General features: G+C 60.4%; 24 protein-coding genes and 1 pseudogene. 11 read left to right on the top strand and 14 right to left on the bottom strand.

Annotated elements, in window-relative coordinates; all coding sequences use genetic code 11:
• Positions 1–3: 3 nt before the first annotated feature.
• From ACI77H_RS05880 to ACI77H_RS05860, 5 genes are read left to right on the top strand one after another with little or no spacing between them, the layout of a single operon-like run.
• A complete protein-coding gene (locus ACI77H_RS05880; RefSeq protein ID WP_407010900.1) occupies positions 4–2,007 on the top strand; it encodes a heme lyase CcmF/NrfE family subunit in 2,004 nt (667 codons plus the stop codon).
• Positions 2,004–2,540: a DsbE family thiol:disulfide interchange protein gene (locus tag ACI77H_RS05875; protein ID WP_407010899.1), complete on the top strand. Its 537-nt coding sequence runs from the start codon at positions 2,004–2,006 to the stop codon at positions 2,538–2,540. Before ACI77H_RS05880 ends, ACI77H_RS05875 begins: the two co-directional genes overlap by 4 nt.
• Positions 2,537–3,007 (top strand): cytochrome c-type biogenesis protein, encoded by a 471-nt coding sequence (locus ACI77H_RS05870; RefSeq protein WP_407010897.1) that lies wholly within the window; start codon positions 2,537–2,539, stop codon positions 3,005–3,007. Before ACI77H_RS05875 ends, ACI77H_RS05870 begins: the two co-directional genes overlap by 4 nt.
• Positions 3,004–4,206 (top strand): c-type cytochrome biogenesis protein CcmI, encoded by a 1,203-nt coding sequence (gene ccmI / locus ACI77H_RS05865; RefSeq protein ID WP_407010896.1) that lies wholly within the window; start codon positions 3,004–3,006, stop codon positions 4,204–4,206. The genes ACI77H_RS05870 and ccmI overlap by 4 nt, the downstream gene beginning before the upstream one ends.
• Before the next feature lie 14 nt (positions 4,207–4,220).
• Positions 4,221–4,625, top strand: coding sequence for a hypothetical protein (locus ACI77H_RS05860; RefSeq protein WP_407010895.1), 405 nt, complete (start codon positions 4,221–4,223; stop codon positions 4,623–4,625).
• A gap of 88 nt (positions 4,626–4,713) precedes the next feature.
• Here ACI77H_RS05860 and ACI77H_RS05855 read toward each other — a convergent pair whose 3' ends face one another.
• Positions 4,714–5,601: a LysR family transcriptional regulator gene (locus ACI77H_RS05855; RefSeq protein WP_407010893.1), complete on the bottom strand. Its 888-nt coding sequence runs from the start codon at positions 5,599–5,601 to the stop codon at positions 4,714–4,716.
• A 129-nt stretch (positions 5,602–5,730) separates the two neighbouring features.
• Positions 5,731–6,936, bottom strand: a complete 1,206-nt coding sequence (locus ACI77H_RS05850) for an MFS transporter (protein WP_407010892.1) — start codon at positions 6,934–6,936, stop codon at positions 5,731–5,733.
• 213 nt (positions 6,937–7,149) lie between these two features.
• On the opposite strand from ACI77H_RS05850, the gene ACI77H_RS05845 reads away from it, so the two are divergent.
• The gene (locus ACI77H_RS05845; protein WP_407010891.1) at positions 7,150–7,779 is read left to right on the top strand and encodes a hypothetical protein; all 630 of its coding nucleotides are present in this window, start codon (positions 7,150–7,152) and stop codon (positions 7,777–7,779) included.
• A gap of 185 nt (positions 7,780–7,964) precedes the next feature.
• Here the strand turns inward: ACI77H_RS05845 and ACI77H_RS05840 are convergent, their stop codons facing one another.
• The 8 genes from ACI77H_RS05840 to gcl all read right to left on the bottom strand — a co-directional run bounded on the left by ACI77H_RS05840 (position 7,965) and on the right by gcl (position 17,587).
• Positions 7,965–8,960, bottom strand: coding sequence for a sulfate ABC transporter substrate-binding protein (locus tag ACI77H_RS05840; protein WP_407010890.1), 996 nt, complete (start codon positions 8,958–8,960; stop codon positions 7,965–7,967).
• Between the two features lie 93 nt (positions 8,961–9,053).
• Positions 9,054–9,878 (bottom strand): ion transporter, encoded by an 825-nt coding sequence (locus ACI77H_RS05835; protein ID WP_407010888.1) that lies wholly within the window; start codon positions 9,876–9,878, stop codon positions 9,054–9,056.
• A gap of 21 nt (positions 9,879–9,899) precedes the next feature.
• Positions 9,900–10,814 carry an urea transporter gene (locus ACI77H_RS05830; RefSeq protein WP_407010886.1) on the bottom strand — a complete coding sequence of 305 codons (915 nt, stop codon included), beginning with the start codon at positions 10,812–10,814 and terminating at the stop codon, positions 9,900–9,902.
• A gap of 117 nt (positions 10,815–10,931) precedes the next feature.
• Positions 10,932–12,347 carry a pyruvate kinase gene (pyk, locus tag ACI77H_RS05825; protein ID WP_407010885.1) on the bottom strand — a complete coding sequence of 472 codons (1,416 nt, stop codon included), beginning with the start codon at positions 12,345–12,347 and terminating at the stop codon, positions 10,932–10,934.
• On the bottom strand, positions 12,337–13,617 hold the full coding sequence (locus tag ACI77H_RS05820; RefSeq protein WP_407010884.1) for a glycerate kinase: 1,281 nt from the start codon (positions 13,615–13,617) through the stop codon (positions 12,337–12,339). Before ACI77H_RS05820 ends, pyk begins: the two co-directional genes overlap by 11 nt.
• A gap of 164 nt (positions 13,618–13,781) precedes the next feature.
• Positions 13,782–14,672, bottom strand: coding sequence for a 2-hydroxy-3-oxopropionate reductase (locus tag ACI77H_RS05815; RefSeq protein ID WP_407010883.1), 891 nt, complete (start codon positions 14,670–14,672; stop codon positions 13,782–13,784).
• A gap of 226 nt (positions 14,673–14,898) precedes the next feature.
• Positions 14,899–15,681 carry a hydroxypyruvate isomerase gene (gene hyi, locus ACI77H_RS05810; protein WP_407010882.1) on the bottom strand — a complete coding sequence of 261 codons (783 nt, stop codon included), beginning with the start codon at positions 15,679–15,681 and terminating at the stop codon, positions 14,899–14,901.
• Between the two features lie 130 nt (positions 15,682–15,811).
• A complete protein-coding gene (gene gcl / locus ACI77H_RS05805) occupies positions 15,812–17,587 on the bottom strand; it encodes a glyoxylate carboligase (RefSeq protein WP_407010881.1) in 1,776 nt (591 codons plus the stop codon).
• A 267-nt stretch (positions 17,588–17,854) separates the two neighbouring features.
• On the opposite strand from gcl, the gene ACI77H_RS05800 reads away from it, so the two are divergent.
• Both ACI77H_RS05800 and ACI77H_RS05795 read left to right on the top strand, forming a co-directional pair.
• Positions 17,855–18,295, top strand: coding sequence for a GlcG/HbpS family heme-binding protein (locus tag ACI77H_RS05800; RefSeq protein WP_407010880.1), 441 nt, complete (start codon positions 17,855–17,857; stop codon positions 18,293–18,295).
• 211 nt (positions 18,296–18,506) lie between these two features.
• Positions 18,507–18,965, top strand: a pseudogene (locus ACI77H_RS05795) (REP-associated tyrosine transposase).
• Between the two features lie 126 nt (positions 18,966–19,091).
• Here the strand turns inward: ACI77H_RS05795 and ACI77H_RS05790 are convergent.
• The gene (locus ACI77H_RS05790) at positions 19,092–19,700 is read right to left on the bottom strand and encodes a TetR/AcrR family transcriptional regulator (protein WP_407010878.1); all 609 of its coding nucleotides are present in this window, start codon (positions 19,698–19,700) and stop codon (positions 19,092–19,094) included.
• A 134-nt stretch (positions 19,701–19,834) separates the two neighbouring features.
• Between ACI77H_RS05790 and ACI77H_RS05785 the strand changes: the two genes are divergently transcribed.
• Complete coding sequence (locus tag ACI77H_RS05785) at positions 19,835–20,749, top strand: DUF808 domain-containing protein (RefSeq protein ID WP_407010877.1); 915 nt, start codon at positions 19,835–19,837, stop codon at positions 20,747–20,749.
• 179 nt (positions 20,750–20,928) lie between these two features.
• On the opposite strand, the gene ACI77H_RS05780 is transcribed toward ACI77H_RS05785, so the two are convergent.
• Together ACI77H_RS05780 and ACI77H_RS05775 are read right to left on the bottom strand one after the other, a co-directional pair.
• On the bottom strand, positions 20,929–21,717 hold the full coding sequence (locus tag ACI77H_RS05780; protein ID WP_407010875.1) for a VacJ family lipoprotein: 789 nt from the start codon (positions 21,715–21,717) through the stop codon (positions 20,929–20,931).
• Positions 21,710–23,008: a serine/threonine protein kinase gene (locus ACI77H_RS05775; RefSeq protein WP_407010873.1), complete on the bottom strand. Its 1,299-nt coding sequence runs from the start codon at positions 23,006–23,008 to the stop codon at positions 21,710–21,712. Before ACI77H_RS05775 ends, ACI77H_RS05780 begins: the two co-directional genes overlap by 8 nt.
• Positions 23,009–23,233: 225 nt before the next feature.
• On the opposite strand from ACI77H_RS05775, the gene ACI77H_RS05770 reads away from it, so the two are divergent.
• Positions 23,234–23,602: a hypothetical protein gene (locus tag ACI77H_RS05770; protein ID WP_407010871.1), complete on the top strand. Its 369-nt coding sequence runs from the start codon at positions 23,234–23,236 to the stop codon at positions 23,600–23,602.
• Between the two features lie 73 nt (positions 23,603–23,675).
• Here the strand turns inward: ACI77H_RS05770 and ACI77H_RS05765 are convergent, their stop codons facing one another.
• Positions 23,676–25,271: a beta (1-6) glucans synthase gene (locus ACI77H_RS05765; protein ID WP_407010869.1), complete on the bottom strand. Its 1,596-nt coding sequence runs from the start codon at positions 25,269–25,271 to the stop codon at positions 23,676–23,678.
• A gap of 301 nt (positions 25,272–25,572) precedes the next feature.
• Here ACI77H_RS05765 and ACI77H_RS05760 point away from each other — a divergent pair, with 301 nt between their 5' ends.
• On the top strand, positions 25,573–26,424 hold the full coding sequence (locus tag ACI77H_RS05760; RefSeq protein WP_407010867.1) for a glycine betaine ABC transporter substrate-binding protein: 852 nt from the start codon (positions 25,573–25,575) through the stop codon (positions 26,422–26,424).

The following is a 26,424-nucleotide window of genomic DNA, read 5'->3' as shown; positions in this document are numbered from 1 at the left end:
TCGATGACGTCCGCACTTTATAGTTCAGGGCTGTTTATCCCCGAACTCGGCCATCTGGCCATGATCCTGGCGCTGTGTTTCGCGCTGGTTCAAGCCGTGGTGCCGTTGTTCGGTGCCTGGCGCGGTGATCGCATGTGGATGAGCCTGGCCCAGCCAGCCGCCTGGGGCCAGTTCGCTTTTCTGGCATTCGCCTTTGGTTGCCTGACTTATGCGTTCATGACCGACGACTTCTCGGTGGCCTACGTCGCCAGCAACTCCAACAGCGCGCTGCCGTGGTACTACAAGTTCAGTGCGGTGTGGGGCGCGCACGAAGGCTCGTTGCTGCTGTGGGCCTTGATCCTCGGCGGCTGGACCTTCGCGGTGTCGGTGTTCTCCCGGCAGTTGCCGCAAGTGATGCTGGCGCGCGTGCTGGCGGTGATGGGCATGATCAGCACCGGTTTCCTGCTGTTCCTCATCCTCACCTCCAACCCGTTCGCACGGATTCTGCCGCAGATTCCGGCAGACGGTCGTGATCTCAACCCGTTGTTGCAAGACATCGGCCTGATTGTTCACCCGCCGATGCTGTACATGGGTTACGTCGGTTTTTCCGTGGCCTTTGCGTTTGCCATCGCCGCGCTGCTGGGCGGCCGACTTGATGCCGCGTGGGCGCGTTGGTCGCGGCCATGGACCATCGTCGCCTGGGCCTTCCTCGGCATTGGCATCACCCTCGGTTCGTGGTGGGCTTACTACGAACTCGGCTGGGGCGGCTGGTGGTTCTGGGATCCAGTGGAAAACGCTTCCTTCATGCCTTGGCTGGTCGGTACGGCGCTGATTCACTCGCTGGCGGTCACGGAAAAGCGTGGCGTGTTCAAGAGCTGGACCGTGTTGCTGGCCATCGCTGCGTTTTCGTTGAGCCTGCTCGGGACTTTCCTCGTGCGGTCCGGCGTGCTGACGTCGGTTCACGCGTTTGCGTCCGACCCGGAGCGCGGCGTGTTTATCCTGATCTTCCTGCTGTTCGTTGTCGGCGGCTCGCTGACGCTGTTCGCCCTGCGCGCGCCAGTAGTGAAAAGCCATGTCGGCTTCAACCTCTGGTCTCGGGAAACCCTGTTGCTGGGTAACAACCTGGTGCTGGTGGTGGCGGCGTCGATGATCCTGCTGGGCACGTTGTATCCGCTGATCCTCGATGCGATGACCGGCGCCAAACTGTCGGTCGGCCCGCCGTACTTCAACGCGCTGTTCATTCCGTTGATGGCGTTGCTGATGATGGTGATGGCGGTCGGCATGCTGGTGCGCTGGAAAGACACGCCGGTCAAATGGCTGGCAAGCATGCTCACTCCGGTGTTGCTCGGCAGTGCCGCATTGGCCGTGGTGGCCGGCGTCGCCTACGGCGATTTCAACTGGGCAGTGATTGCTACCTTCATGCTAGCGGCATGGGTGTTGCTGGCCGGCGTGCGTGACATCCTCGACAAGACCCGCCACAAAGGCCTGATCAAAGGCCTGCCGACCCTGACCCGCAGCTATTGGGGCATGCAGATTGCGCATCTGGGCATCGCCGTGTGCGCGCTGGGTGTCGTGCTGTCGAGTCAAAACAGTGCCGAACGTGACCTGCGCCTGGCGCCGGGCGAGTCCATGAACCTGGGTGGTTACCAGTTCGTGTTCGAAGGCGCCAAGCACTTCGAAGGCCCGAACTTCACCTCCGACAAGGGCACCGTGCGGGTAATCCGCGACGGCAAGGAAGTCAGCGTGCTGCACCCGGAAAAACGCTTGTACACCGTGCAGAACTCGGTGATGACCGAAGCCGGGATCGACGCTGGTTTCACCCGTGATCTGTATGTCGCCCTCGGCGAACCCCTGGGCGATGGCGCCTGGGCCGTGCGCGTACACGTCAAACCGTTCGTGCGCTGGATCTGGTTTGGTGGCTTGCTCACCGGATTCGGCGGGCTGCTGGCGGCGCTGGATCGTCGTTATCGAGTCAAGGTGAAAAGCCGTGTGCGTGAAGCATTGGGCATGACGGGAGCGACGGCATGAGACGTTGGTTGATGCTGTTGCCGCTGGCGATTTTTCTGGTGGTGGCTGTTTTCCTGTATCGCGGGCTCTACCTGGACCCGGCCGAGCTGCCTTCGGCCATGATCGGCAAGCCGTTCCCGGAGTTTTCCCTGCCCGCGGTGCAGGGCGACAAGACCCTGACCAAGGCGGACATTCTCGGTAAACCGGCGCTGGTTAACGTGTGGGGCACCTGGTGCATTTCCTGCCGGGTCGAGCACCCGGTGTTGAACAAACTGGCCGAGAAGGGGGTGGTGATCTACGGCATCAACTACAAGGACGTCAATGCGGATGCCTTGAAGTGGCTGGTGGAATTCCACAACCCGTACCAACTGGATATCCGTGACGACGAAGGCACACTGGGTCTGAACCTCGGCGTGTATGGCGCTCCGGAAACCTTCTTCATCGATGCCAAAGGCATCATCCGCGACAAGTTCGTCGGCGTGATCGACGAGCAGGTCTGGCGCGAAAAACTGGCGGCCAAGTATCAGGCGCTGGTCGATGAGGCGAAACCATGAAGCGCTGGATAGCCGCTGTTGTATTGGGCTTGAGCATGGCCGGCGTCGCACACGCGGCCATCGACACCTATGAGTTCGCCAAGGAAGGTGATCGCGAGCGTTTTCGCGAACTGACCAAAGAGCTGCGTTGCCCCAAGTGCCAGAATCAGGACATCGCCGATTCCAACGCACCGATCGCCGCCGACCTGCGCAAAGAGATTTTCCGCATGCTTGGCGAGGGCAAGGACAATCAGCAGATCATCGACTTCATGGTCGACCGCTACGGTGATTTCGTCCGCTACAAACCTGCACTCAACGCCAAGACCGCTTTGCTCTGGTTCGGCCCGGCCGGCCTGTTGCTGGGCGGTTTTGTGATCATCGCCGTGATCGTCCGCCGTCGTCGCGTGCAACGCGCTGATGCCAAGGATGAGCTTTCTGCCGAGGAGCGCGAGCGCCTCGATCAACTGTTGGATAAAAACCAAGAATGATTGATTTCTGGCTCGCTGCAGGTCTGCTGCTTCTGGTTGCCCTGAGTTTTCTGTTGATCCCCGTTCTGCGTGGCCGCCGCGCCCAGCTTGAAGAGGATCGTACCGCCCTGAACGTCGCGCTGTATCAAGAGCGCGTGGCTGAGTTGCAGACTCAGCAGGAAGAGGGCGTGCTCGACACCGCGCAAATGGACACCGGCCGCGCCGAAGCGGCCCGCGAATTGCTCGCCGACACCGAAGGCGTGGAGGCTCCGCGCGTTTCCCGTCTGGGCAAACCGTTGCCATTGCTGGCGGCGATTCTGGTGCCGGTATTGGGGCTTGGGCTCTACCTGCATTTCGGCGCGAGCGACAAGGTTGAACTGACCCGAGAATTCGCTCAGGCGTCGCAGTCGATGGAGGAAATGACCCGCCGTCTGGAACGTGCCGTCGCCGCTCAACCGGAATCGGCCGAAGGCCTGTACTTCCTGGGTCGCACTTACATGGCGCAGGATCGTCCCGCCGACGCGGCGAAGATCTTCGAGCGCACGGTGAACGTGGCCGGTCGTCAGCCGGAACTGCTTGGTCAATGGGCGCAAGCCCAGTACTTCGCCGATGGCAAGAAGTGGTCGGACAAGGTTCAGGCCCTGACCGACGAAGCGCTGAAAGCCGATCCGAAGGAAGTCACCAGTCTCGGCCTGCTCGGTATCGCCGCGTTTGAAAGCGCACATTATCAGGACGCCATCGATTACTGGAATCGCCTGTTGGCGCAACTGCCACCGGAAGACAACTCCCGCGCCGCGCTGCAAGGCGGGATTGCCCGGGCCACCGAGAAACTCGAAGCCAGCGGCGGCAAGGTTGCCCAGGCGCCTGCGGCAAAGGTTGCGGCGCTGCTCAAGGTCCGCGTCGATCTGGCACCAGAGCTCAAGGCCAAGGTTCAGCCGGGCGACAGCGTGTTCATCTTCGCCCGCGCCACCTCGGGGCCTCCGGCACCGCTGGCTGCCAAACGCCTGACTGTGGCTGACTTGCCTGCGACCGTCGAACTGGGCGATGCCGACGCAATGATGCCGCAGTTGAAACTGTCGAACTTCCCTGAAGTCCAACTGGTTGCGCGCATCTCACGGGCCGGCCAACCGACTGCCGGTGAATGGATCGGTCGCAGCCAGCCTCTGGCCAGCAGCACCACCGAGGCGCAAAAACTGACCATCGACAGCCCGGACAAATAACAGGAACCAACGCCATGACCGCCATTGCTCGTATCACCCTGCTCAGTCTGGTTATGGGGTTAAGCGCGTGTGCGGTCCAGCGCCCCGAGCCGACGCGGCTGCCACCGATCCCGCCGTCGCAGCCCCGCCCGACGCCGTCTACGACACCGACACCGGGCAAGCCGGGCATTCCAGCCAAGCCCGCCAAACCGCTGCCGAGCACCTCCGCCAGCTTCGCGCCACCGCCGGGTGGCAACAGCCATTGGGATGCGAAACTTGGCGTGTATGTGCTCGACGACCAGAGCAACACCTTCTACCGCCAGCGCACGTATTACCGCTGGAACAACGGCTGGAGCCGCTCGATCAGCCCGAACGGGCCTTGGGAGGAAACCGATATTCACGGCGTGCCGGGTGGTTTGGGACGGCAATTCGGGCAGTAAATGGAAACGGCGATCTACGGATCGCCGTTTTGCTGTCTGGAAGATATTCGAAATAATCGAAAATCCTCATAAACGAAACGAAGGTTTGTCAGACCTTTTTTACCAACAACCCCTGCACATATTCCACAAACGCCCGAGCCTTGGCGCTGGCCATTCGCCCGGTCGGAAACACCGCCCACAGCTCTTGAACCGGCAGCGTCCACTCGGTCATCACCTCCCTGACCTCGCCGCTGGCCAGTTCCGGTGCAAACATCCACGCCGACGCCATGGTCAGCCCCTGATGGGCCAGCACCGCTTCACGCAGACCCTCCGCGGCGCTGACGCGAATCCTGCCGCTGACGGTGACGGTTTGTTCTTCTTCAGCCTTTTTGAACGGCCAGTGTGCGCCGCCGGCCAGCGTGTAAATGACCGCCTGATGCTGGCTCAGATCGGCAGGGCAGGCGGGTTCGCCGTGTTGTTCGAAGTACGCCGGCGTGCCCAGCACCACACGCCGACATTCGGCGATCTTGCGCGCAGTGAGGTTCGAGTCGCTCAAGGTGCCCATACGCAGGGCGACGTCGATCCCTTCTTCCACCAGATTGACGTTGCGATCATCCAGCATCAGGTCGATGGTCAATTCAGGATTTTGTTCGAGAAACGCGCCGAGGTGCGCAACGATGTGCATCCGGCCGAAGGTCACGGCGGCGCAGATGCGCAGGTTGCCGGTCAGCCCGTTGGCGGCACCGCGAGCTGCGTTGTCAGCTTCGTCGGCTTCCTCGATGGCACGCTTGGCGCGTTCGAAAAACGCCAGCCCGGCTTCGGTCGGCGTCAGGCCCCGGGTCGAGCGCAACAGTAGCCGGACCGCAAGCCGTGTTTCCAGTTGCGCGATGGCTTTCGACACGGCGGGCTGGCCGACATCCAGCCGTCGCGCGGCAGCGGAAAACGAACCGGTTTCCACCACGTAGACGAAGGTTTCCATTGCGGCGAGGCGGTCCATCCCAAGTCCTTATAATGATCAAAATGTGGGAGCGAGCTTGCTCGCGATGACGAAGGCACTTCCTGCATAGATGGGGCTGACAATCAGTCATCGCGGGCAAGTCAACTTGCCCGCGAAGCTTTTGGCACTTCAAGCCGTCGCGAGCGAACGCTTCTGTGAAACACTCAAAAACCGCAACAATGCCAGCAGTGGAAACGCGCTGCCGACGATCACAATCCACAACCAGCCGCCGTGCTCATACACCGCGCTGGCCACCGAAGAACCAAACGCACCGCCGATAAAGATGCTGGTCATGTACAGCGCGTTCAGGCGGCTGCGGCTTTTGGCGTCAAGGGCGTAGACCGCCCGTTGGCCGAGGACCATGTTCATCTGCACGCAGAAGTCGAGCACCACGCCGGTGACGGCGAGGCCGATGACGCTGTAGACCGGGTGGATGAACGCTGGCAGGAAGCTCAGGCTGGCGAACAGCAGCGCCAACAGCGAAGCGATGCGGGTGTGACCTGCATCGGCGAGTCGACCGGCGATAGGCGCGGCGATGGCACCGATGGCGCCGACCAGGGCGAAGATCGCGATCTGGGTTTGCGACAAACCATGATTACGCGCCAACTCCAGTGGCACGGCGGTCCAGAACAGGCTGAACGTGGCGAACATGCAGCCCTGATAAAACGCGCGCTGGCGCAATACCGGTTGCTGGCGCAGCAGCGTCCACAGAGAGCCGAGCAACTGGCCATAGGAAGCGCTGTGATCAGGCTGGCGCTTGGGAATCGTCATGGCCAGCACGATACTGATCGCCGCCATCAACACCGCCGCAATCACAAACATCGCCCGCCAGCCGAAGTGGTCAGCCACAACGCTGGACACCGGTCGCGCCAACAGGATTCCCAGCAGCAAACCGCCCATGATCCCGCCAACCACTCTTCCGCGAGATTCCTCCGGCGCCAGGTGCGCGGCCAGTGGAATCAGGATCTGTACCGACACTGAACTGAAACCCACCAGCAACGAGATCAGCAGAAACACATTCGGCTGATCGGTGAACGCGGCGCCCAACAGACTGGCAATCGCCACCACGGTGGTGATGATCATCAGCCTGCGGTTTTCCAGCAGATCTCCCAGCGGCACCAGGAAGAACAGGCCCAGTGCGTAGCCAATCTGAGTCAGCGAAACGATCAGGCTGGCCATGGTGCTGGTCAGGCCGATGTCCGGCGCGATCAGGCCGATGATCGGTTGCGCGTAGTAAATGTTGGCAACGATGGCGCCGCAGCAGAAGGCAAACAGCAGCACCATGCCTTTGGTCATTGTCGTGGCGCCGTGGGGCGCCTGGGTCGCTGAGTTCATAACGTGTCTCGCTGAACAGAAAGGAATGCGTGAAGGCTAAGTGGCAGGTCGAATCGGCGGAAGAGGGATTGGAGTGATAGCACTCATTCCTTTGCGGAATGAGTGGTGCTGAATGTGAGCGTGAAGGTTGAGGTCCGATGATACATTCACTTACATCTTGTTCGATAGCGTGCTTATGTTCTCTCTTACGACTCATCACCGGAAGGCACTTTCATGAACCCGATGTTCCGTCACCTGATTCGCGGTACTGCAGTTATCAGCTTGATTGGCTTGTTCACGGCAGGTCTCGCCCAGGCGGCCGACGCGCCGGGCATGCGCATCGGTGTACGCGGCGAGATCACCGGGGTGAGTCCCGACGTGTTGAACGTCCACGTCAACAGCGGCGAAAACGTGGTCATCAACCTGACAAAGGACACCAAGGTCCGCGCCGTCACCCTGGCCAACATTGAAGACATCAAGCCCGGCAGTTACATCGGTTCGGCTGCAGTTCCTCAGGAAGATGGCTCGCTCAAGGCTCTGGAAGTCCATGTCTTCCCACCGGAACTCGCCGGCAGTGGCGATGGGCATCGACCGTTCGACCTGGTCAAGGGCAGCAGCATGACCAACGGCAGCGTCGGGGATCTGGTGGTCAGTAATGGCCGGGTGCTGACCGTTAACTACAAGGGAGGACAGCAGAAGATTCTGGTGCCGGAGGATGTGCCGATTGTGAACCTGGTGCCGGGGGATCGCAGTCTGCTGAAGGTGGGTGTGAAGATCGTGACGTTTGTAACCCAGAGTGCGGATGGAACGCTGACCGCTCAATCCATTTCGGCCGGCAAGGATGGCGTCACACCGCCGATGTGACGGTGTACCGAAATTCCTGTGGGAGCGGGCTTGCTCGCGAATGCGGTGTGTCAGTCGAAATCAATGCCTCATGACCCACCGCATTCGCGAGCAAGCCCGCTCCCACAGTTGTTCTGTGGCGTGGCGACACTTCCACAAAAAAAGGCGACCTTCTCAGGTCGCCTTTTTCATTGGGCCCTCAGCGTTTACTGAGCGTAAATCTGATCAAAAATCCCGCCGTCATTGAAGTGCGTCTTCTGCACTGTGCGCCAGTCACCGAAGGTCTTCTCCACCGACAGGAAATCCACTTTCGGGAAGCGATCGGTGTACTTGGCCAGCACTGCCGGATCACGCGGACGCAGGTAGTTGGCGGCGGCAATCTCCTGACCTTCCGGCGACCACAGGTACTTCAGGTATTCCTCGGCCGCAGCGCGGGTGCCTTTCTTGTCGTCGGTTTTGTCGACCACCGACACCGGCGGCTCGGCTTCAGCGGAGACGCTTGGGTAGATCACTTCAAACTGGTCACGACCAAACTCACGGGCGATCATTTCCGCTTCGTTTTCGAAGGTCACCAGCACGTCGCCGATCTGGTTGGTCATGAACGTGGTGGTGGCGGCACGGCCACCGGTATCCAGCACCGGCGCTTGCTTGAACAGCTTGCCGACGAAGTCTTTGGCCTTGTTCTCGTCACCGCCGTTTTTCAGCACGTAACCCCAGGCGGACAGATAAGTGTAGCGACCGTTACCCGAGGTCTTGGGGTTCGGCACGATCACTTGCACGCCGTCCTTGAGCAGGTCCGGCCAGTCTTTCAGGGCTTTCGGGTTGCCTTTGCGGACGATGAACACGGTGGCCGAGGTGAACGGTGCGCTGTTGTTCGGCAGGCGGGTGACCCAGTTGTCCGGGACCAGTTTGCCGTTGTCCGCCAAGGCGTTGATGTCGGTGGCCATGTTCATGGTGATGACGTCAGCCGGCAGGCCATCGATCACCGAACGCGCCTGTTTGCTGGAGCCGCCGAAGGACATCTGCAAGGTGATGTTTTCGTTGTGTTCGGCTTGCCAGTGTTTCTGGAACGCAGTGTTGTAGTCCTTGTAGAAGTCTCGCATCACGTCGTAGGAAACGTTGAGCAGAGTCGGTGCGGCCTGAGCCACGCTGGTCAGGGCCAGGCCAGCGGCCAGAAGTGAGGCGCCAAAGAGTTTTTTCACTGCGCAATCCTTGTTCTAATTTAAAAGTGAGGCAATTTGCCAGCGACTATAGCCGGGCTCGCATAGGCCTTTAAAGATTAAAAAGCACTTTGCTTATTCCATTTTCTTAAACAAAGCATTCCCGCAACGGGAGCAAAACGCCGCCCCGTGTTCATGGCTGTTTTTCTTGCACACCGGGCAGTCGTGTTGCAACTGTTCACCGCGCATGGCGTTGGCCAGTTCGGCGGTGAAAATCCCGGTTGGCACGGCGATGATCGAGTAACCGGTGATCATCACCAGGGACGAAATCACCTGGCCCAACGGTGTCTTGGGTACGATGTCGCCGAAGCCCACCGTGGTCAACGTGACAATCGCCCAGTAGATACCTTTGGGAATGCTGGTGAAGCCGTGCTCCGGGCCTTCGATCACGTACATCAGCGTGCCGAACACCGTCACCAGGGTGCAGACACTGACCAGAAACACCACGATTTTCTGCTTGCTGCCGCGCAGCGCCGACATCAGGTAGTTGGCTTGCTTAAGGTAGGGGCTGAGCTTGAGCACGCGGAAGATCCGCAGCATCCGGATGATCCGGATAATCAGCAAGTACTGCGCATCGGCGTAATACAGCGCCAGGATCCCGGGCACGATCGCCAGCAAATCCACCAGCCCGTAAAAGCTGAACGCATAGCGCAATGGCTTGGGTGAGCAGTACAGGCGCAAGCCGTATTCGATGACGAAGATGACGGTGAAGCCCCACTCGATGTTCGCCAGCACGTTGGCGTAGTTCTGATGAATCGAGTCAATGCTGTCGAGCATCACGATGATGATGCTGGCGAGGATGATCAACAGCAGAATGCCGTCGAAGCGCCGCCCGGCCTTGGTGTCGCTCTGGAAAACCATGACGTAAAGGTCTTCACGCCAGTTTTTGCTGCTGTCCATGGAAAACGCCTGAATCGAGAATCAGCGAAGCCTAGGTTGATTCTCCTCCAGAGTGCAAGGCGTACCGGTGACAGTGCTCTTGCCGAGCCTTTGAACAACCGTGCGGATCAGCCAGCAGGCGAGGATGAACGGCGCGGTCAGCGTTGGCAGACCGATGGCGGCAAACACCGGCGTCAGCAACAGCGCTGATGCAATGCCGACCAGCGGCAGCCACGCCTGCTGGCGTTGCGTGCTGAAGGCGAGGGCGGCGAGTACGGCGTTATAGCCACCGAGGCCGATCAATGCGGTATAAAAGTCGTGATGCAGCAGGCTCCAGCCCATGCCCGCGACAGACGCCAACAACGCCCAGCAGAAGGCGCGGCGATCAGCGATCAGCAAACCCACGGCAATCATCGCACCGGCCAGCGGATGGCCAAGGAACATCACCTGACCGAAGCCTTTCAGTGGTGCCGCGAGCAGGTTCAGCGTATTGATTTCGATCAAATGCGCTGTTGTCGAGGGTGTGGCGAAGCACAGCAGCACCCAGCTCAGCCCCACGAAAGGTGCCGTATAGGCAGGCAGGTATTGGCTGACCCGGATGCGTTTGAGCCACTGCTGAGTGAGCATCGCGCTCAGGCCTCCCGCAGCGATGATCAGCGGCGGCAATAGCGCTGACCAAGGGAAATACAGGCTCAGCAGCAAACCGAGCAGGACACCGTTGTAACTGAACAGCCCGGCCTGGCGATCGGCCTTGGCGTAGTGGCGACGCTGCGCGGTGAGCAAACCGGCGACACCGCCCAGCAGTGCGCCGCCGAGCAGGGTGGGCGCGGTAAAAAGAATCGCCAACAGACACAGCAGACCACACAGCGGATGGCGCTGGAGGAAGATCTGGCTGAAGCCGTTGAGCAGGGCAGTCGCCCAATCGGGGCAGTGGGTGTTGAAGTGGTTGGCAGGCATTTTCGTTCAGTGTGTCAGTGGGACCGAGTCGCCTGCATCGCTGGCAAGCCAGCTCCTACAGAAATACGCTGTCCCTGTAGGAGCCAGCCTGCTGGCGATGAGGCCGGTATGGGCGCTCTAGATCAACGTCTCGATACGCAAGGAGTTAGTCGACCCAGGCTGCCCAAACGGCACACCCGCGGTGATCAATAACGTATCGCCGCGCTGAGCCATGCCCTGCGCCTGCGCAATCTCCAACGCCGTCGAGCACACCTCGTCCACCTGGCGCAGCCGATCATTGACCACCGAATGCACGCCCCACGCCACGGTCAGGCGGCGAGCGGTCTGCAGGTTCGGCGTCAGGTTCAGAATCGGTACCGTCGGACGTTCCCGCGCCGCACGCAGGCTCGACGTGCCGGATTCGCTGTAGTTCACCAGCACCGCCACCGGCAAGACGTTACTGATGCGACGAATCGCGCAGCTGATCGCATCGGATACCGTCGCCTCAGCCTTAGGCCGACTGACATCCAGTTGTGTCTGATAATCCGGACCGTTTTCGACCTGGCGGATGATCTTGCTCATCATCTGCACGGCTTCCAGCGGGTACTCGCCGGACGCGGTTTCCGCCGACAGCATCACGGCGTCGGCGCCTTCGACCACTGCGTTGGCGACGTCGGTGACTTCGGCGCGGGTCGGGGCCGGGGAGAAGCGCATCGATTCCAGCATCTGCGTCGCCACCACCACCGGTTTGCCCAGTTCGCGGCAGATACTGATGATGTTCTTCTGAATCTGCGGCACGCTTTCGGCCGGCACTTCGACGCCGAGGTCGCCACGGGCAACCATGATCGCGTCGCTCAATTCGGCGATTTCCCGCAGTTGAGTCACCGCTAACGGCTTCTCGATCTTGGCCATCAAAAACGCTTTGTCGCCGATCAGTTCACGCGCTTCGCGAATGTCTTCCGGGCGTTGCACGAACGACAGCGCGACCCAGTCCACACCCAGCTCCAGGCCGAAACTCAAATCGCGGCGATCCTTGGCTGTCAGCGGGCTCAACTCCAGCACCGCTTGCGGGACGTTCACGCCTTTGCGGTCCGAGAGTTCGCCGCCATTGAGCACGGTGGTGTCGATCGCGTCGGCGTACTTATTGACCACGCGCAGCCGCAGCTTACCGTCGTCCAGCAGCAGGTCCATGCCCGGCTCCAGCGCGGCGATGATTTCCGGATGCGGCAGGTTGACCCGGCGTTGGTCACCCGGCGTCGGATCGAGGTCCAGGCGCAGGGCCTGACCGCGATGCAACTGCACCTTGCCTTCGGCGAACTTGCCGACTCGCAGTTTCGGGCCTTGCAGGTCCATCAGGATCCCGAGCGGGTAATTCAGCTGGCGCTCGACTTCACGAATCCATTGATAGCGTTGAGCGTGGTCGGCGTGATCGCCGTGGCTGAAGTTCAGGCGGAAGATGTTGACCCCGGCCTGCACCAGCTCGCGGATGTCTTCGATCCCGTCGGTGGCCGGGCCGAGGGTGGCGAGGATTTTGACCTTTTTATCAGGCGTCATTTTTTGTGCTCTCGAGAATCAGGATGGCGCGGAAGTCGTTGACGTTGGTGCGGGTCGGCTCGGTGACGATCAGCGCGTCGAGCGCCGCGAAATAGCCGTAGCCATTGTTGTTGTCCAACTCGTCGCTGGCGCTCAATCCGAGGGCGGCGGCGCGGGCGTAGCTGTCCGGGGTCATGAGCGCCCCGGCGTTGTCTTCGGAGCCGTCGATGCCATCGGTATCACCGGCCAGTGCGTAGACGCCGGGCAGGCCCTTGAGGCTGTCGGTCAGGCTGAGCAGGAATTCGGCGTTGCGTCCGCCGCGACCGTTGCCACGCACGGTGACCGTGGTTTCGCCGCCGGACAGAATCACGCACGGCGTCGCCAAGGGCTGGCCATGCAAGACCACTTGCCGCGCGATGCCGGCGTGAACCTTGGCCACTTCGCGGGATTCGCCTTCGAGGTCGCCGAGGATCAGCGGGCTGAAGCCAGCCTGACGGGCTTTCACCGCAGCGGCTTCAAGTGACTGTTGCGGACGGGCAATCAATTGGAAATGACTGCGCGCCAGGCTCGGGTCGCCGGGTTTGACCGTCTCCGATTCGGGGTTTTGCAGCCAGTTGCGTACCGAGGCTGGAACCTCGATGCCGTAGCGCTTGAGGATCGCCAGCGCTTCGGCGGAGGTGCTCGGGTCGGCTACAGTCGGGCCGGAGGCGATGACCGTGGCGAGGTCGCCCGGCACATCGGAAATTGCGTAGGTATAAACAGTGGCGGGCCAGCAGGCCTTGCCGAGACGGCCACCCTTGATCGCCGAGAGGTGCTTGCGCACGCAGTTCATCTCGCCGATGGTCGCACCGGATTTGAGCAGGGCTTTATTGATCGACTGCTTGTCGGCGAGGGTGATGCCTTGGGCCGGAAGGGCCAGCAACGCTGAACCTCCACCGGAGAGCAGAAAGATCACGCGGTCGTCTTCGCTGAGGTTGCTGACCAGCTCCAGCACGCGTTTGGCGACGGCCAGGCCAGCAGCGTCCGGCACCGGGTGAGCGGCTTCGACGACTTCGATTTTTTCGCACGGGGCGCCGTGACCGTAACGCGTCACCACCAGGCCGGACACTTCACCCTGCCAGCAGCGCTCGACCACTTGGGCCATGGCGGCGGCAGCTTTGCCGGCGCCAATGACGATCACGCGACCGCTGCGATCGGTGGGTAAATGGGCTTCGAGGACTTGCTGCGGATGGGCCGCGTCAATGGCTGTGGCAAACAGCTCGCGCAGGAATTGTTGCGGATCGACCGACATGGCGGGCTCCCGGAATTCTTGTTATTGGGATAAGACGACAGCAGGTGTTGCGACGCGGTCCTGTGGGAGCTGGCTTGCCAGCGATTCAGGCGCAGCGGTCTTTCAGGTAGACCGAGGCGATGGCATCGCTGGCAAGCCAGCTCCCACAGGTATTGCGGCGAATGTTACTTATCGCGAATCGAGAAATTCGCCATGTGTTCCAGGCCTTTGATCAGCGCCGAGTGGTCCCAGTTGCTGCCACCGATGGCCGCGCAGGTGCTGAACACTTGCTGGGTGTTGGCGGTGTTCGGCAGGTTGATGTTCAGTTCTTTGGCGCCTTGCAGGGCCAGGTTCAGGTCCTTCTGGTGCAGGCTGATGCGGAAGCCTGGGTCGAAGGTGCCTTTGATCATGCGCTCGCCGTGCACTTCGAGGATCTTCGACGAAGCGAAACCGCCCATCAGCGCTTCACGCACCTTGGCTGGATCGGCACCGTTTTTCGAAGCGAACAGCAGGGCTTCGGCCACGGCCTGGATGTTCAGCGCGACGATGATCTGGTTCGCCACTTTCGCGGTTTGCCCGTCGCCGTTGCCACCGACCAGGGTGATGTTCTTGCCCATCGACTGGAACAGCGGCAGGGCGCGTTCGAAGGCATCGGCATCGCCGCCGACCATGATGCTCAGGGTCGCGGCCTTGGCGCCGACTTCACCGCCGGATACGGGTGCGTCGAGGTATTGCGCGCCTTTTTCGTTGATCTTGGCAGCGAAGGCTTTGGTGGCAGTGGGCGAGATCGAGCTCATGTCGATGACGATTTTGCCTTTGCCGACACCGGCTGCGATGCCGTCAGCGCGGAACAGCACGTCATCGACCTGCGGGGTGTCCGGCACCATGACGATGATGAATTCGGCTTCTTGCGCGACTTCTCTCGGGCTGGCCAGGGCGACGGCGCCCGCCGCGATCAAGTCAGCAGGCGCGGCGTCGTGGTGCGCCGACAGAAACAGGCTGTGACCGGCTTTCTGCAGGTTCAACGCCATTGGGTGGCCCATGATGCCGGTGCCGATAAATCCGATTTTCGCCATGAGAAATTCCTCTTTTTATTGGTTTTCCGTAGGAGCCGGCTTGCCGGCGATCCAGGCGGCGCGATGTGTCTGATTCATCGCGGTGATGCCATCGCCGGCAAGCCGGCTCCTACAGGAATTGCGTGCTTTTGTAGGAGCCGGCTTGCCGGCGATCCAGGCGGCGCGGTGTGTCTGATTCCCCGCGGTGATGCCATCGCCAGCAAGCCGGCTCCTACAGAGAGTTGTGTCAGATCGCGTTGTGGGTTTTGAGCCAGCCCAGGCCCGCTTCCGTGGTGGTCAGCGGCTTGTATTCACAGCCAACCCACCCTTGATAGCCAATGCGGTCGAGGTGTTCGAACAGGAAGCGGTAGTTGATTTCACCGGTGCCCGGTTCGTTGCGCCCAGGGTTGTCGGCCAACTGGATGTGGTTGATCTCGCCCAGGTGCGCGGCCATGGTGCGGGCCAGGTCGCCTTCCATGATTTGCATGTGATAGATGTCGTATTGCAGGAACAGATTGGCGCTGCCGACCTGTTCGCGAATCGACAGGGCTTGCGCCGTGTTGTTCAGGTAGAACCCCGGGATGTCGCGGGTGTTGATCGCTTCCATCACCAGTTTGATGCCCGCCGCTTGCAGCTTGTCGGCGGCGTACTTGAGGTTGGCGACGAAGGTTTTTTCCACGCTGGCATCGTCGATGCCTTGTGGACGAATACCGGCCAGGCAATTGACCTGGGTGTTGCCCAGCACCTGCGCGTAGGCGATCGCCAGATCGACCCCGGCGCGGAACTCTTCGACCCGGTCCGGCAGGCACGCAATACCGCGTTCGCCCTTCGCCCAGTCACCGGCCGGCAGGTTGAACAGCACCTGGGTCAGACCGTTGGCGTCGAGCTTGGCCTTGATCTCGGCGGAGCTGAAGTCGTAAGGAAACAGGTACTCGACACCACTGAAGCCGGCCTTGGCGGCCGCTTCAAAACGGGCAAGAAAATCCTGTTCGGTGAACAGCATGGACAGGTTGGCTGCGAAACGCGGCATGGTGGTCTCCCGTATATGTGTGGGTTCCCCTGTGGGAGCGGGCTTGCTCGCGAAAGCGGTGTATCAGGCGACATCAATGTTGACTGTGCCGCCGCCTTCGCGAGCAAGCCCGCTCCCACAGGGGGAACGATCAATCGAGCAACGAAATCGCGGTTGGCGCATCGTTGCCGACCAGCGCCAGGTCTTCGAATTCGTTGACGGCGTTGATCTCGGTGCCCATGGAAATGTTGGTCACGCGCTCCAGAATAATCTCGACGATCACCGGCACCTTGAACTCTTCGATCAGCTCCTGAGCCTTGCGCAGGGCAGGCTGGATCTGACCCGGTTCGAACACGCGCAACGCTTTGCAGCCGAGGCCTTCGGCAACGGCGACGTGGTCAACGCCGTAACCGTTGAGCTCCGGAGCATTGAGGTTGTCGAAGGACAGCTGCACGCAGTAGTCCATGTCGAAACCGCGCTGGGCCTGACGAATCAGCCCCAGGTACGAATTGTTTACCACAACGTGGATGTACGGCAGCTTGAACTGCGCGCCCACCGCCAACTCTTCGATCATGAACTGGAAATCATAGTCGCCCGACAGTGCCACGACCTTGCGGGTCGGATCGGCCTTGACCACGCCCAGCGCTGCCGGAATGGTCCAGCCCAGCGGGCCGGCCTGACCGCAGTTGATCCAGTGACGCGGCTTGTAGACGTGCAGGAACTGCGCGCCGGCAATCTGCGACAGACCGATGGTGCTGACGTAGCAGGTGTCTTTGCCGAATACCTGGTTCATCTCTTCGTACACGCGCTGCGGCTTGACCGGCACGTTGTCGAAGTGCGTCTTGCGTTGCAGGCTGGCTTTGCGCTGCTGGCAGTCTTGCAGCCAGGCGCTGCGGTTTTTCAGCTTGCCGGCGGCTTGCCATTCGCGAGCGACTTCGATGAACACGGTCAGCGCGGCAGCGGCGTCGGAAACGATGCCCAGGTCCGGGTTGAACACACGGCCTATCTGCGTCGGCTCGATGTCAACGTGGATGAACTTGCGGCCTTCGGTGTACACGTCGATCGAACCGGTGTGACGGTTGGCCCAACGGTTACCGACGCCCAGCACCACGTCGGACTTCAACAGGGTGGCGTTGCCGTAACGATGCGACGTCTGCAGGCCGACCATGCCGACCATCAATGGGTGATCGTCCGGGATCGTGCCCCAGCCCATCAGAGTCGGGATCACCGGAATGCCGGTCAGCTCGGCGAATTCCACCAGCAACTCGCTGGCGTCGGCATTGATGATGCCGCCACCGGCAACCAGCAACGGGCGCTCGGCCTGATCGAGCATGGCCAGGGCCTTCTCGATTTGCACGCGGTTAGCCGTGGGCTTGGCCAGTGGCAGCGGTTCGTAGGCGTCGATGTCGAATTCGATCTCGGCCATCTGTACGTCGAACGGCAGGTCGATCAGCACCGGGCCGGGACGACCGGAGCGCATTTCATAGAAGGCTTTCTGGAACGCGTACGGCACCTGGCCTGGTTCCATGACCGTGGTCGCCCACTTGGTCACGGGCTTGACGATGGCGGTGATGTCGACCGCCTGGAAGTCTTCCTTATGCATACGGGCGCGGGGAGCTTGCCCGGTGATGCACAGGATCGGAATCGAGTCGGCCGAGGCGCTGTAGAGCCCGGTGACCATGTCGGTACCGGCTGGGCCGGAAGTGCCGATGCACACGCCGATGTTGCCGGCCTTGGTACGGGTGTAGCCCTCGGCCATGTGCGAGGCGCCTTCAACGTGGCGAGCGAGGACGTGATCGATGCCGCCGACTTTCTGCAAGGCGGAGTACAGCGGGTTGATCGCGGCGCCCGGGATGCCAAAAGCGGTATCAACCCCTTCACGGCGCATCACCAGAACGGCGGCTTCGATTGCTCTCATTTTGCTCATGGTTTTGTGCCTCTTACGTTTTGTAATTGTATACAAGTGGCTTTGCGCAGAGTGTATTCACGGCGGACGGCGCAGGTCAATCCATTTTCTCAAGCGACTGTTTCATTCGTCGGAAGCCCGTTCTGCTGTGGCTTTTCGTCGCATGTGGCGCTTTTCGAGAATTATTGTATACAAAAAAATAACCCATTGTGTTCTATTTGTTGCATCGGGCTGCGGCGCAAGCGCGCAGTCCATCCGCTTTCCCTATAACAAAATGAGGACGGCACCATGAGCGCTTTAACCTTGAAAGTGGCAGTCAACCTGACCAGTCAGGCCATCTCCGCCGCGCGTGCAATTTCCGCAGCACCCTTGACCATCGCCGTGCTGGATGCCGGCGGGCATCTGATCACCCTGCAACGCGAAGACGGCGCCAGCCTGCTTCGGCCACAAATTGCCATCGGCAAAGCCTGGGGCGCCATTGCGCTGGGCAAAGGCTCACGCTTGCTGGCGCTGGACGCCCAGCAACGCCCGGCGTTTATCGCGGCTTTGAACAGTCTGGGGCAAGGCAGCGTGGTGCCGGCACCGGGCGGTGTGTTGATTCGGGATCAGGGCGGGAATGTGCTGGGGGCGGTCGGTATCAGCGGGGATTTGTCGGATGTTGATGAGCAGTGTGCGATCAATGCGATCGAGGCGCTGGGGTTGCGGGCGGATGCGGGGGTGAGTGCTTGATCTTCATCGCCTGAACAAATGTCATCGCTGGCAAGCCAGCTCCCACAAGGACCGGCGGTGTTCACATATTTGTGGGCACCATCAGACCCTGTGGGAGCTGGCTTGCCAGCGATTGCTATTTGGCAGACACATCCAGCTAAAAAGTCTATATCAACAATCAGAGTTTCCAGGTCTAGCCTTTTCATGAACTCATGATGAGAGAGGCAAAGGGATGCCTGATTTACCTGCTTCACATCGCCTGCGGACGGGGCGCTATGCCGAACCCAACCGAACCTATTTACTGACCACCAACACTCTGGATCGCGAGCCGATTTTTGCCGACTTCGCTTTGGGCAGATTGGTGGTTCATCAATTTCGCCGAGCACAAGATCTTGGATTGGCAAAATCATTGGCTTGGGTCGTCATGCCCGACCATTTTCATTGGCTGGTCGAATTGGAAAACTGTTCGCTCAGAAAGCTGATGCGCGAAACTAAATCCCTGATTACGAGGGCGGTGAATCTTTCGAGTAGTAGTGGTGGGCCGCTTTGGTAGCAGGGTTATCACGACCGGGCGTTGAGGCGGGAGGAGGATTTGGTGAAGGTGGCGCGGTATGTCGTGGCCAACCCGTTGCGGGCTGGACTGGTGGAAAAGCTTGGGGACTATCCGCTTTGGGATGCCATCTGGGTTTGAGCCGGCACCGAGTCGCCTTCATCGCTGGCAAGCCAGCTCCCACAGAGATTTGTGTCGTTCACAGAATTTGAATGCAACAGAAAAACCTGTGGGAGCGGGCTTGCTCGCGAATGGCCGCGCCGCGGTCTACCGATCCGGCTCACACCCCTTGAGCACCAACCGGATAATCGTCTGCGCCGCCGCTTCATAATCCTCTTCATCCAACTTGGCTTTGCCAGTGATGGCAGTGATTTGCCAGTCAAAATCGGCGTACGTCTGGGTCGCGGCCCAGATGCTGAACATCAGGTGGTTGGGGTCGATGGCGGCGATCTGGCCGCGGTCGATCCAGGTCTGGATGCAGTCGATGTTGTGTTTCGCCTGGCTGTTCAGTTGTTCGACCAGGTCGGCGCTCAGGTGCGGGGCGCCGTGCATGATTTCGCTGGCGAACACCTTCGAGGCGAAAGGCAAATCGCGGGAGATACGGATTTTCGAGCGGATGTAGCCGCTCAGCACTTCACTGGGCACGCCGTCGGCGTTGAACGGTGTCGAGGCCTGCAAGATCGGCTCGATGATGCTTTCCAGCACCTCGCGGTAGAGGTTTTCCTTGGATTTGAAGTAGTAGTAGACGTTGGGCTTGGGCAATCCCGCCTTGGCTGCGATGTCACTGGTTTTGGTCGCAGCGAAGCCCTTGTCGGCAAACTCTTCACTGGCGGCACGCAGGATCAGTTCTTTGTTGCGCTCGCGGATGGTGCTCATAAACCAGGGGGTTCCTTGCCTGTTCTGGCGGTTACGCATGGTAGCACCGGCCTCGCGCGGCGCTCAAGAATGCCCCGTGCGGCGCTCGGCCGCGCTATGCTGCGCGGCATTCATTCAAGAAGGAAGCCTGATTTATGGCAGGAAGCAGTTTGCTGTTGCTGATCGACGACATTGCCGCGGTACTCGACGATGTGGCGTTGATGACCAAAATGGCCGCCAAGAAAACCGCCGGCGTGCTCGGTGACGATCTGGCGCTCAATGCCCAGCAGGTTTCCGGCGTGCGTGCCGAACGGGAAATCCCGGTGGTTTGGGCAGTAGCGAAGGGCTCGTTTCTCAACAAACTGATCCTGGTGCCGTCAGCGCTGGCGATCAGTGCGTTCATGCCATGGCTGGTTACGCCTTTGTTGATGGTCGGTGGCGCTTACCTGTGCTTCGAAGGTTTCGAAAAGCTCGCGCACAAATTCCTGCACAGCAAGGCGGAAGACCAGGCCGAGCATGCGGAGCTGGTCGAAGCCGTGGCCGATCCGGCGGTTGATCTGGTCGCCTTCGAGCAGGACAAGATCAAGGGCGCCATTCGTACCGACTTCATTCTCTCGGCGGAAATCATCGCCATCACCCTCGGCACCGTGGCAGATGCGTCGCTGACCCAGCAAGTCATCGTGTTGTCGGGGATTGCCATCGTCATGACCATCGGCGTCTATGGCCTGGTAGCCGGTATCGTCAAGCTCGATGACCTGGGGTTGTGGCTGACCCAAAAGCCCGGACAGATGGCCAAAAGCATCGGTGGCGGGATTCTGCGTGCGGCGCCGTACATGATGAAAAGCCTGTCGGTGATCGGCACGGCGGCGATGTTCCTGGTGGGCGGCGGGATTCTCACTCATGGCGTGCCGGTGGTTCATCACTGGATTGAAAGCGTCAGCGCAGGGGCGGGCGGTGCCGGTTTTATCGTGCCGACGTTACTGAATGCGGTGGCGGGGATTGTCGCGGGTGCGGTGGTGTTGGCGGGCGTGATGGTCGTCAGCAAGGTCTGGAAAGCGCTGAAAGGCTGAAGCCGAAGCCTGTCCAAAATGTGGTAGCGGGCTTGCTCGCGCAGAGGCCATCACATCCAACATTGATGTCGGCTGTCCGACCGCTTTCGCGAGCAAGCCCGTTCCCACCTTTGATCTATGACAGGCATGTAAAAAGGCCATTCGACTCCCATCGAATGGCCTTTTTTGTGGTCGATGACTTACTCGGCGATCTGCAACTTGCGCGATTCGGTGTACACGTAACGCACTTTCTCGTACTCGAACGGCGAGTTCAGCTGGCCATAGCGGAAGCTGGTCTGGTTGCGTTTGTCGATGCTGCGCAGGACCCAGACTTCAGGGTGGTTGGAGCTGACTTCGGCGACGTTCAGAAAGTTGATCGCGTTCTCGGCAGTGAAGTCCACGGCCAGGCCGCCGGTGTCGCGAATGTTCGACGGACCGAGGATCGGCAGCACGAAGTAGGCGCCGCCCGGTACGCCGTAGAAACCGAGCGTCTGGCCGAAGTCTTCGCTCTGGCGCGGCAGGCCCATCGCGGTGGCCGGGTCCCACAGGCCGGCGATGCCGATGGTGGTGTTGAGCAGCAGGCGCGCGGTGGTTTCCATCGAACGCTTGCCTTTGAACTGCAGCAGGCTGTTCATCAGGTTCGGCACGTCGCCGAGGTTGTTGAAGAAGTTGCTGACGCCAGTGCGCAGGAAACTCGGCGTGATGTAGCGATAACCATCGACCACCGGCAGGAACACCCATTGGTCGAAGCGGTAGTTGAAGTGATAAACCCGGCGGTTCCACTCTTCCAGCGGGTCGTAGACGGCCAGCGCGTTGAGCGTCGAGCGTTCGAACTCGCGTTGATCCAGGCCCGGGTTGAATTTGAGTTTGCTCAATGGCTCTTTGAAGCCATCGCCGTCGATGACGACCGGTGCGTTGGCTTTGCTGTTGTCGGCATTGGCGACGCCTGCACAGAGTAACGCTGCGACAAGCAGGAGGTATTTAGCCACGGAAGAACTCCAGCATGGCGTCGCTGTTGACGCGGTAGTTAAGGTTGCCGCAGTGGCCGCCCAGTGGATAAACAGTCAAGCGGTCGCCGAAGGTCTTGCGCAGGAACCCGAGATCGCCCGGGCCGAGGATAACGTCGTCGGCGTTGTGCATGACCGCAATTTTCGGGCTGTCGTGCAGGTAATCCTTCAAGGCGTACAGGCTGACCTGGTCGATCAGTTGCAGCAGGCTGCCGCCGTCGGTGCGGGCACGCCACATCGGGATCACTTGCTCGGTGATGTAGCAGTCGAAGTCGCATTGCAGCGCACGCTTGAGGAACGGTGTGAGGCTGGTGCCTTCGGTGATCGGGTATTTCGGCGGCGTGATCAGGCCGCGGCGGTTGATCAGGTCCGAGGTGAAAGCGATGTCGGCAGCCGAGAAGCGGAACGACGTGCCGATCAGCATGGCCATCTGTTCGTTGGACAGGTGCTGCTTGGACTGCTGGAAGTCGTAGAGCAGGGCGTCGTTGAGGTCGATGTAGCCTTTCTGCTGGAAGTAGCGGGTCAGTTTGTTCAGCACCAGTTCATAGAACGTCGTGCTGTTGTTGATGCCCTTGACCTCGGTCTGGACCAGCTTGTCCAGGTTGGTGATCGAGGTGTAGAGGTTGACCGGCGGGTTCAGCAGCAAGACTTTCTTGAAGTTGAAGCTGCGGCGGGTTTCGTCCAGGTGCGCGACGAATGCCGCGTCCAGTGCGCCCAGGCTGTAGCCGGTCAGGTAGTAATCGGTAACGTGCACATTCGGGTTCTGGGCCCGCACGGCTTGCATCACCCGGTACATGTCTTCGGCGTCTTCCTTGGTGATACCGGGTGTGGCAAAGCGTGAAGCGGCGCTCATGAAGTCGAAGCTGGTGGGCGACGACAATTGCACTACGTGGTAACCGGCCTTGTAGTAGAGCTTCTTCAGGTATTCGTTAAGACTGCTGTCATAGCGCGCGCCGGTGCCGGCGATCAGGAAGATCAGCGGGGCGGCTTTATCCTGGGTGGCGATGCGGTAGGTGAGCTTCTTCACCGGCCAGAAGTTGTCCGGCAGTTCGAACTCACGCTCCGGGCGCAACGTGACGCTGCGGGTTTGCTGGTCGATGTCGTCGTCAAGCGGCAGCTCCGGACGCAGGTCCGGCGGCGTAGTGGCAATGGTCGCCTCGAACGGGTTAGTCAAGGGGAAGCCATAACTGGCTGCGTCGATATCGACCGCCAGTGCAGACGCACTCAAAATAAGGCCGCCAAACAGGGCGGCAAAGCGCAAGGAACGGAGCATGACTGGATCCCTTAGAGAACGGTGCCGAATGAAGTTCGCAGGCTATGACCACGGGGGTTGCGCCAAAGTGCCATGCATCGGCACCAATCAGGGCTAATTTCGGATTAATAGTAGCTGGACGATACACTTTGCAGTGATTGACTGCCCAGTTAACTGTTGTTAACGCTTGCGTAAGGCTGTCGGGGGATTAAGCTGGCCGCCGTTTTTCGCTAATTGGAGTGCTTCATGTCCCGCCGTTTACCGGTAATTCTGCTGCTTGTTTTGCTGCCTTTATGGTTGGCCGCCAGCTATGGCGCGCGGTATGGCTTTATGGAGGATGCGCAGTGGGTCGGCCTCTGCGTGGATGAAGCGAGCCGTTGGGAATGTCAGGTTCGTTCGAACCTGGGACTGATGATTCATTTCCAGGTGTTGGGTTGGACGGCAGTGGCGGCAGCCGTGATCGGTTTTGTAGTGCCGGGCCGGGCAGGGTGGTGGTTGGCGGTGTTGGCGCTGGTGTTCGGGTTTCCGGCCTTGGCGTTGTACAACACGACGATGGCGGTGTTTGCGGTGGTGATTGCCGGGTTGCGGTTGGTCCGGGCGCCCCGCGGAGCCTGACACACGATCGCCAGCAAGCTGGCTCCTACAGGGTTTGTGTACTGTAGGAGCCGGCTCGCCGGCGATGGCGTCATCAGCCTTTGCGAACCCGCAAGCTGCGCCACATCGCTGCCACCATCAACACACTCACCAGCGCCCAACCCCAGGCCTGCTGGTTCTGCAATCCTTCCCGATACAGCTGCGGCGCAATGCCGGCACCGATGATGAAGGTCAGCAGAGCAATTTCACGACGCGGCACGCTCACCGGGCGGCACAGGTAAACCAGTGCTGGCAGGATGAACGCAACGCTCGGAAAGCTGCGATAGCGCGGATCGAACACCAGTTCCAGCATCATCACCGCCGCCGCGAAACCTGCTGTCGCCAGCCACCAGCCGGCCCGCTGCTCCAGCGCATTGAAGGCGCGTTCACGCCAGCCAGTCCGGGCACTCAGCGTCAATGCGGCGTGCGCCAGCACCAACAGGTTCAACGCCGTCAGCAGCGCGACCCACAACCATTCACTGGCAAAACGGGTGGTGACCCGTGCCAGATCGCCCCAGGCGCCAATCGAACAGGCCGCCAAAGCGCCGAGCAGCGGTAGCACCAACGCAGAACGGGTGGTTCGGACACGACCACCAAGGATCAACGTACCAAGGAAGATCACACCGCCCATCGCCAGCCATTGCGACCAGTACGGCACGTTCGACACCGGACCGGCCAGCACGCCTTTGTCCTGGCGATCGGCATCGAACAGCCCCCAGTAGCCACCAACCGCCCCTTCGCTGGCACGTTTCCAGGGTTGGTCGAACGCTTCGATCAGGTTGTAGTGCCAGCCTTCTTGCTCGGCCATGATCACAAAGTTACGAATGAACTTGGCCTCATTAACCCGGCTTGGTAGTGCGGTTTCGCGCTGGCGGCCTTCGCTTGGCCAACCGGTTTCGCCAATCATCACGTCCTTGGGCGCGAATTTGTTGCCGAACACCTGACGCACTTCGCGAACATGTTGCAGCGCGGCGTCGATGTTCGACGGATCATCTTCCCAGTACGGCAGCAGGTGGATGGTCAGGAAGTCCACCGCCGGGGCGATTTCCGGGTGTTTGAGCCAGAACTCCCAGACGTCGGCATAAGTGACAGGCTGTTTGACCTGGCTTTTGACCTTGTTGATCAGCCTGGCCAACTGCCCACCGGTGACTTCCTTGCGCAGCAGGGCTTCGTTGCCGACGATCACCGACGTGACCACATCCGGGTTGGCGTTGGCGGAAGCGATCAGCAGATCGACTTCTTTTTCGGTGTCCACCGGATTGCTGTTCACCCACGCGCCGATCATCAGCTTCAGGCCATGCTTGCGCGCCAGATCGGGCAGGGCCTCAAGGCCGGTCATCGAATAGGTGCGAATGCATTCGAAGCGGGTGGCCAGCAACGCGAGGTCGGCGTCCATGCGCTCGGGACGCAACTTGAACGGCTGATCGAACGGCGACTGGTCCTTGTCGAACGGGGTGTAGGAGGCGCATTGCAGCTTGTGTGTCGAACTGGCCACGTCCGGCAGAATCACCGGTTTGCCGAGGCCGTACCAAAAACCGCCGAGGGCAAACAGCCCCAGCAGGCAGGCAAACAAGTAAGCGAAAAAAGGAAAACGTGATGTCGCGGGCATGGTCAGGCCGTCTGGGAGCAAAGCCGCGCATGTTACCCGCATTTGTCCCGCGCTTGGTGGCCTGCATGATTTTGACATGCAAAGTTCGGGCGGATTGCCCAAGGCATTTCAGAGGGTCGAGATTAATGGCTTTCTGATGTCGTTTCTCGATGCCTTGAGGTCGCTGACAGCACAGGTCGCCGATGGCGTGAGGTTGATTATCGAGGCGTCAGTCCCCTCGTTGATAAATCGCGCTGATGATCGAACGAATTTGCGGTGAGGCGTGATGGGGGCGCTGTGCACCATAACAATACGTTGACGCGACTCGGCATCCGTCGAGCGCAGCACTTTCGGGGAAGTAACGATGAAGATGCGACGACTTTTAGGCGCGGGTGCCGCACTGGTGCTTGCGATTGGCTCCACGATGGCCAATGCCGAGAGCAAAACCCTGAGCATCGGTTACGTTGACGGTTGGTCCGACAGCGTCGCGACCACCCACGTGGCGGCCGAAGTGATCAAGCAGAAACTCGGTTATGACGTGAAGCTGCAAGCCGTCGCGACCGGGATCATGTGGCAGGGCGTGGCCACTGGCAAACTCGATGCCATGCTGTCCGCCTGGCTGCCGGTGACTCACGGTGATTACTGGACCAAGAACAAGGACCAGGTCGTCGACTACGGTCCGAACTTCAAAGACGCGAAAATCGGCTTGATCGTGCCGGAGTACGTCAAGGCCAAAACCCTTGATGACCTGAAAACCGACGACAGCTTCAAAAAACGTATCGTTGGCATCGACGCCGGTTCGGGTGTGATGCTCAAGACCGAGCAGGCCATCAAGGACTACGACCTCACCGGTTACCAACTCAAGGCCAGTTCCGGCGCCGGCATGATTGCCGAGCTGACCCGTGCCGAGAAGAAAAACGAATCCATTGCCGTCACCGGTTGGGTGCCGCACTGGATGTTCGCCAAGTGGAAACTGCGCTTCCTGGAAGACCCGAAAGGCGTTTACGGCGCGGCTGAAACCGTGAACAGCATCGGCAGTAAAGAACTGGCCACCAAGGCGCCGGAAGTGGCGAAGTTCCTGAAGAACTTCCAGTGGGCGTCGAAAGACGAAATCGGTGAAGTCATGCTGGCGATTCAGGACGGTGCCAAACCCGAAGCGGCAGCGAAGGACTGGGTCGCCAAGCATCCGGAGCGCGTTGCTGACTGGACCAAATGA

This window comes from Pseudomonas sp. O230 (assembly GCF_045447035.1).
Classification (GTDB): Bacteria; Pseudomonadota; Gammaproteobacteria; order Pseudomonadales; family Pseudomonadaceae; genus Aquipseudomonas.
Note: the sequence above shows the minus strand (reverse complement) of the source record. Positions and strands in the feature narration are given on the sequence as shown.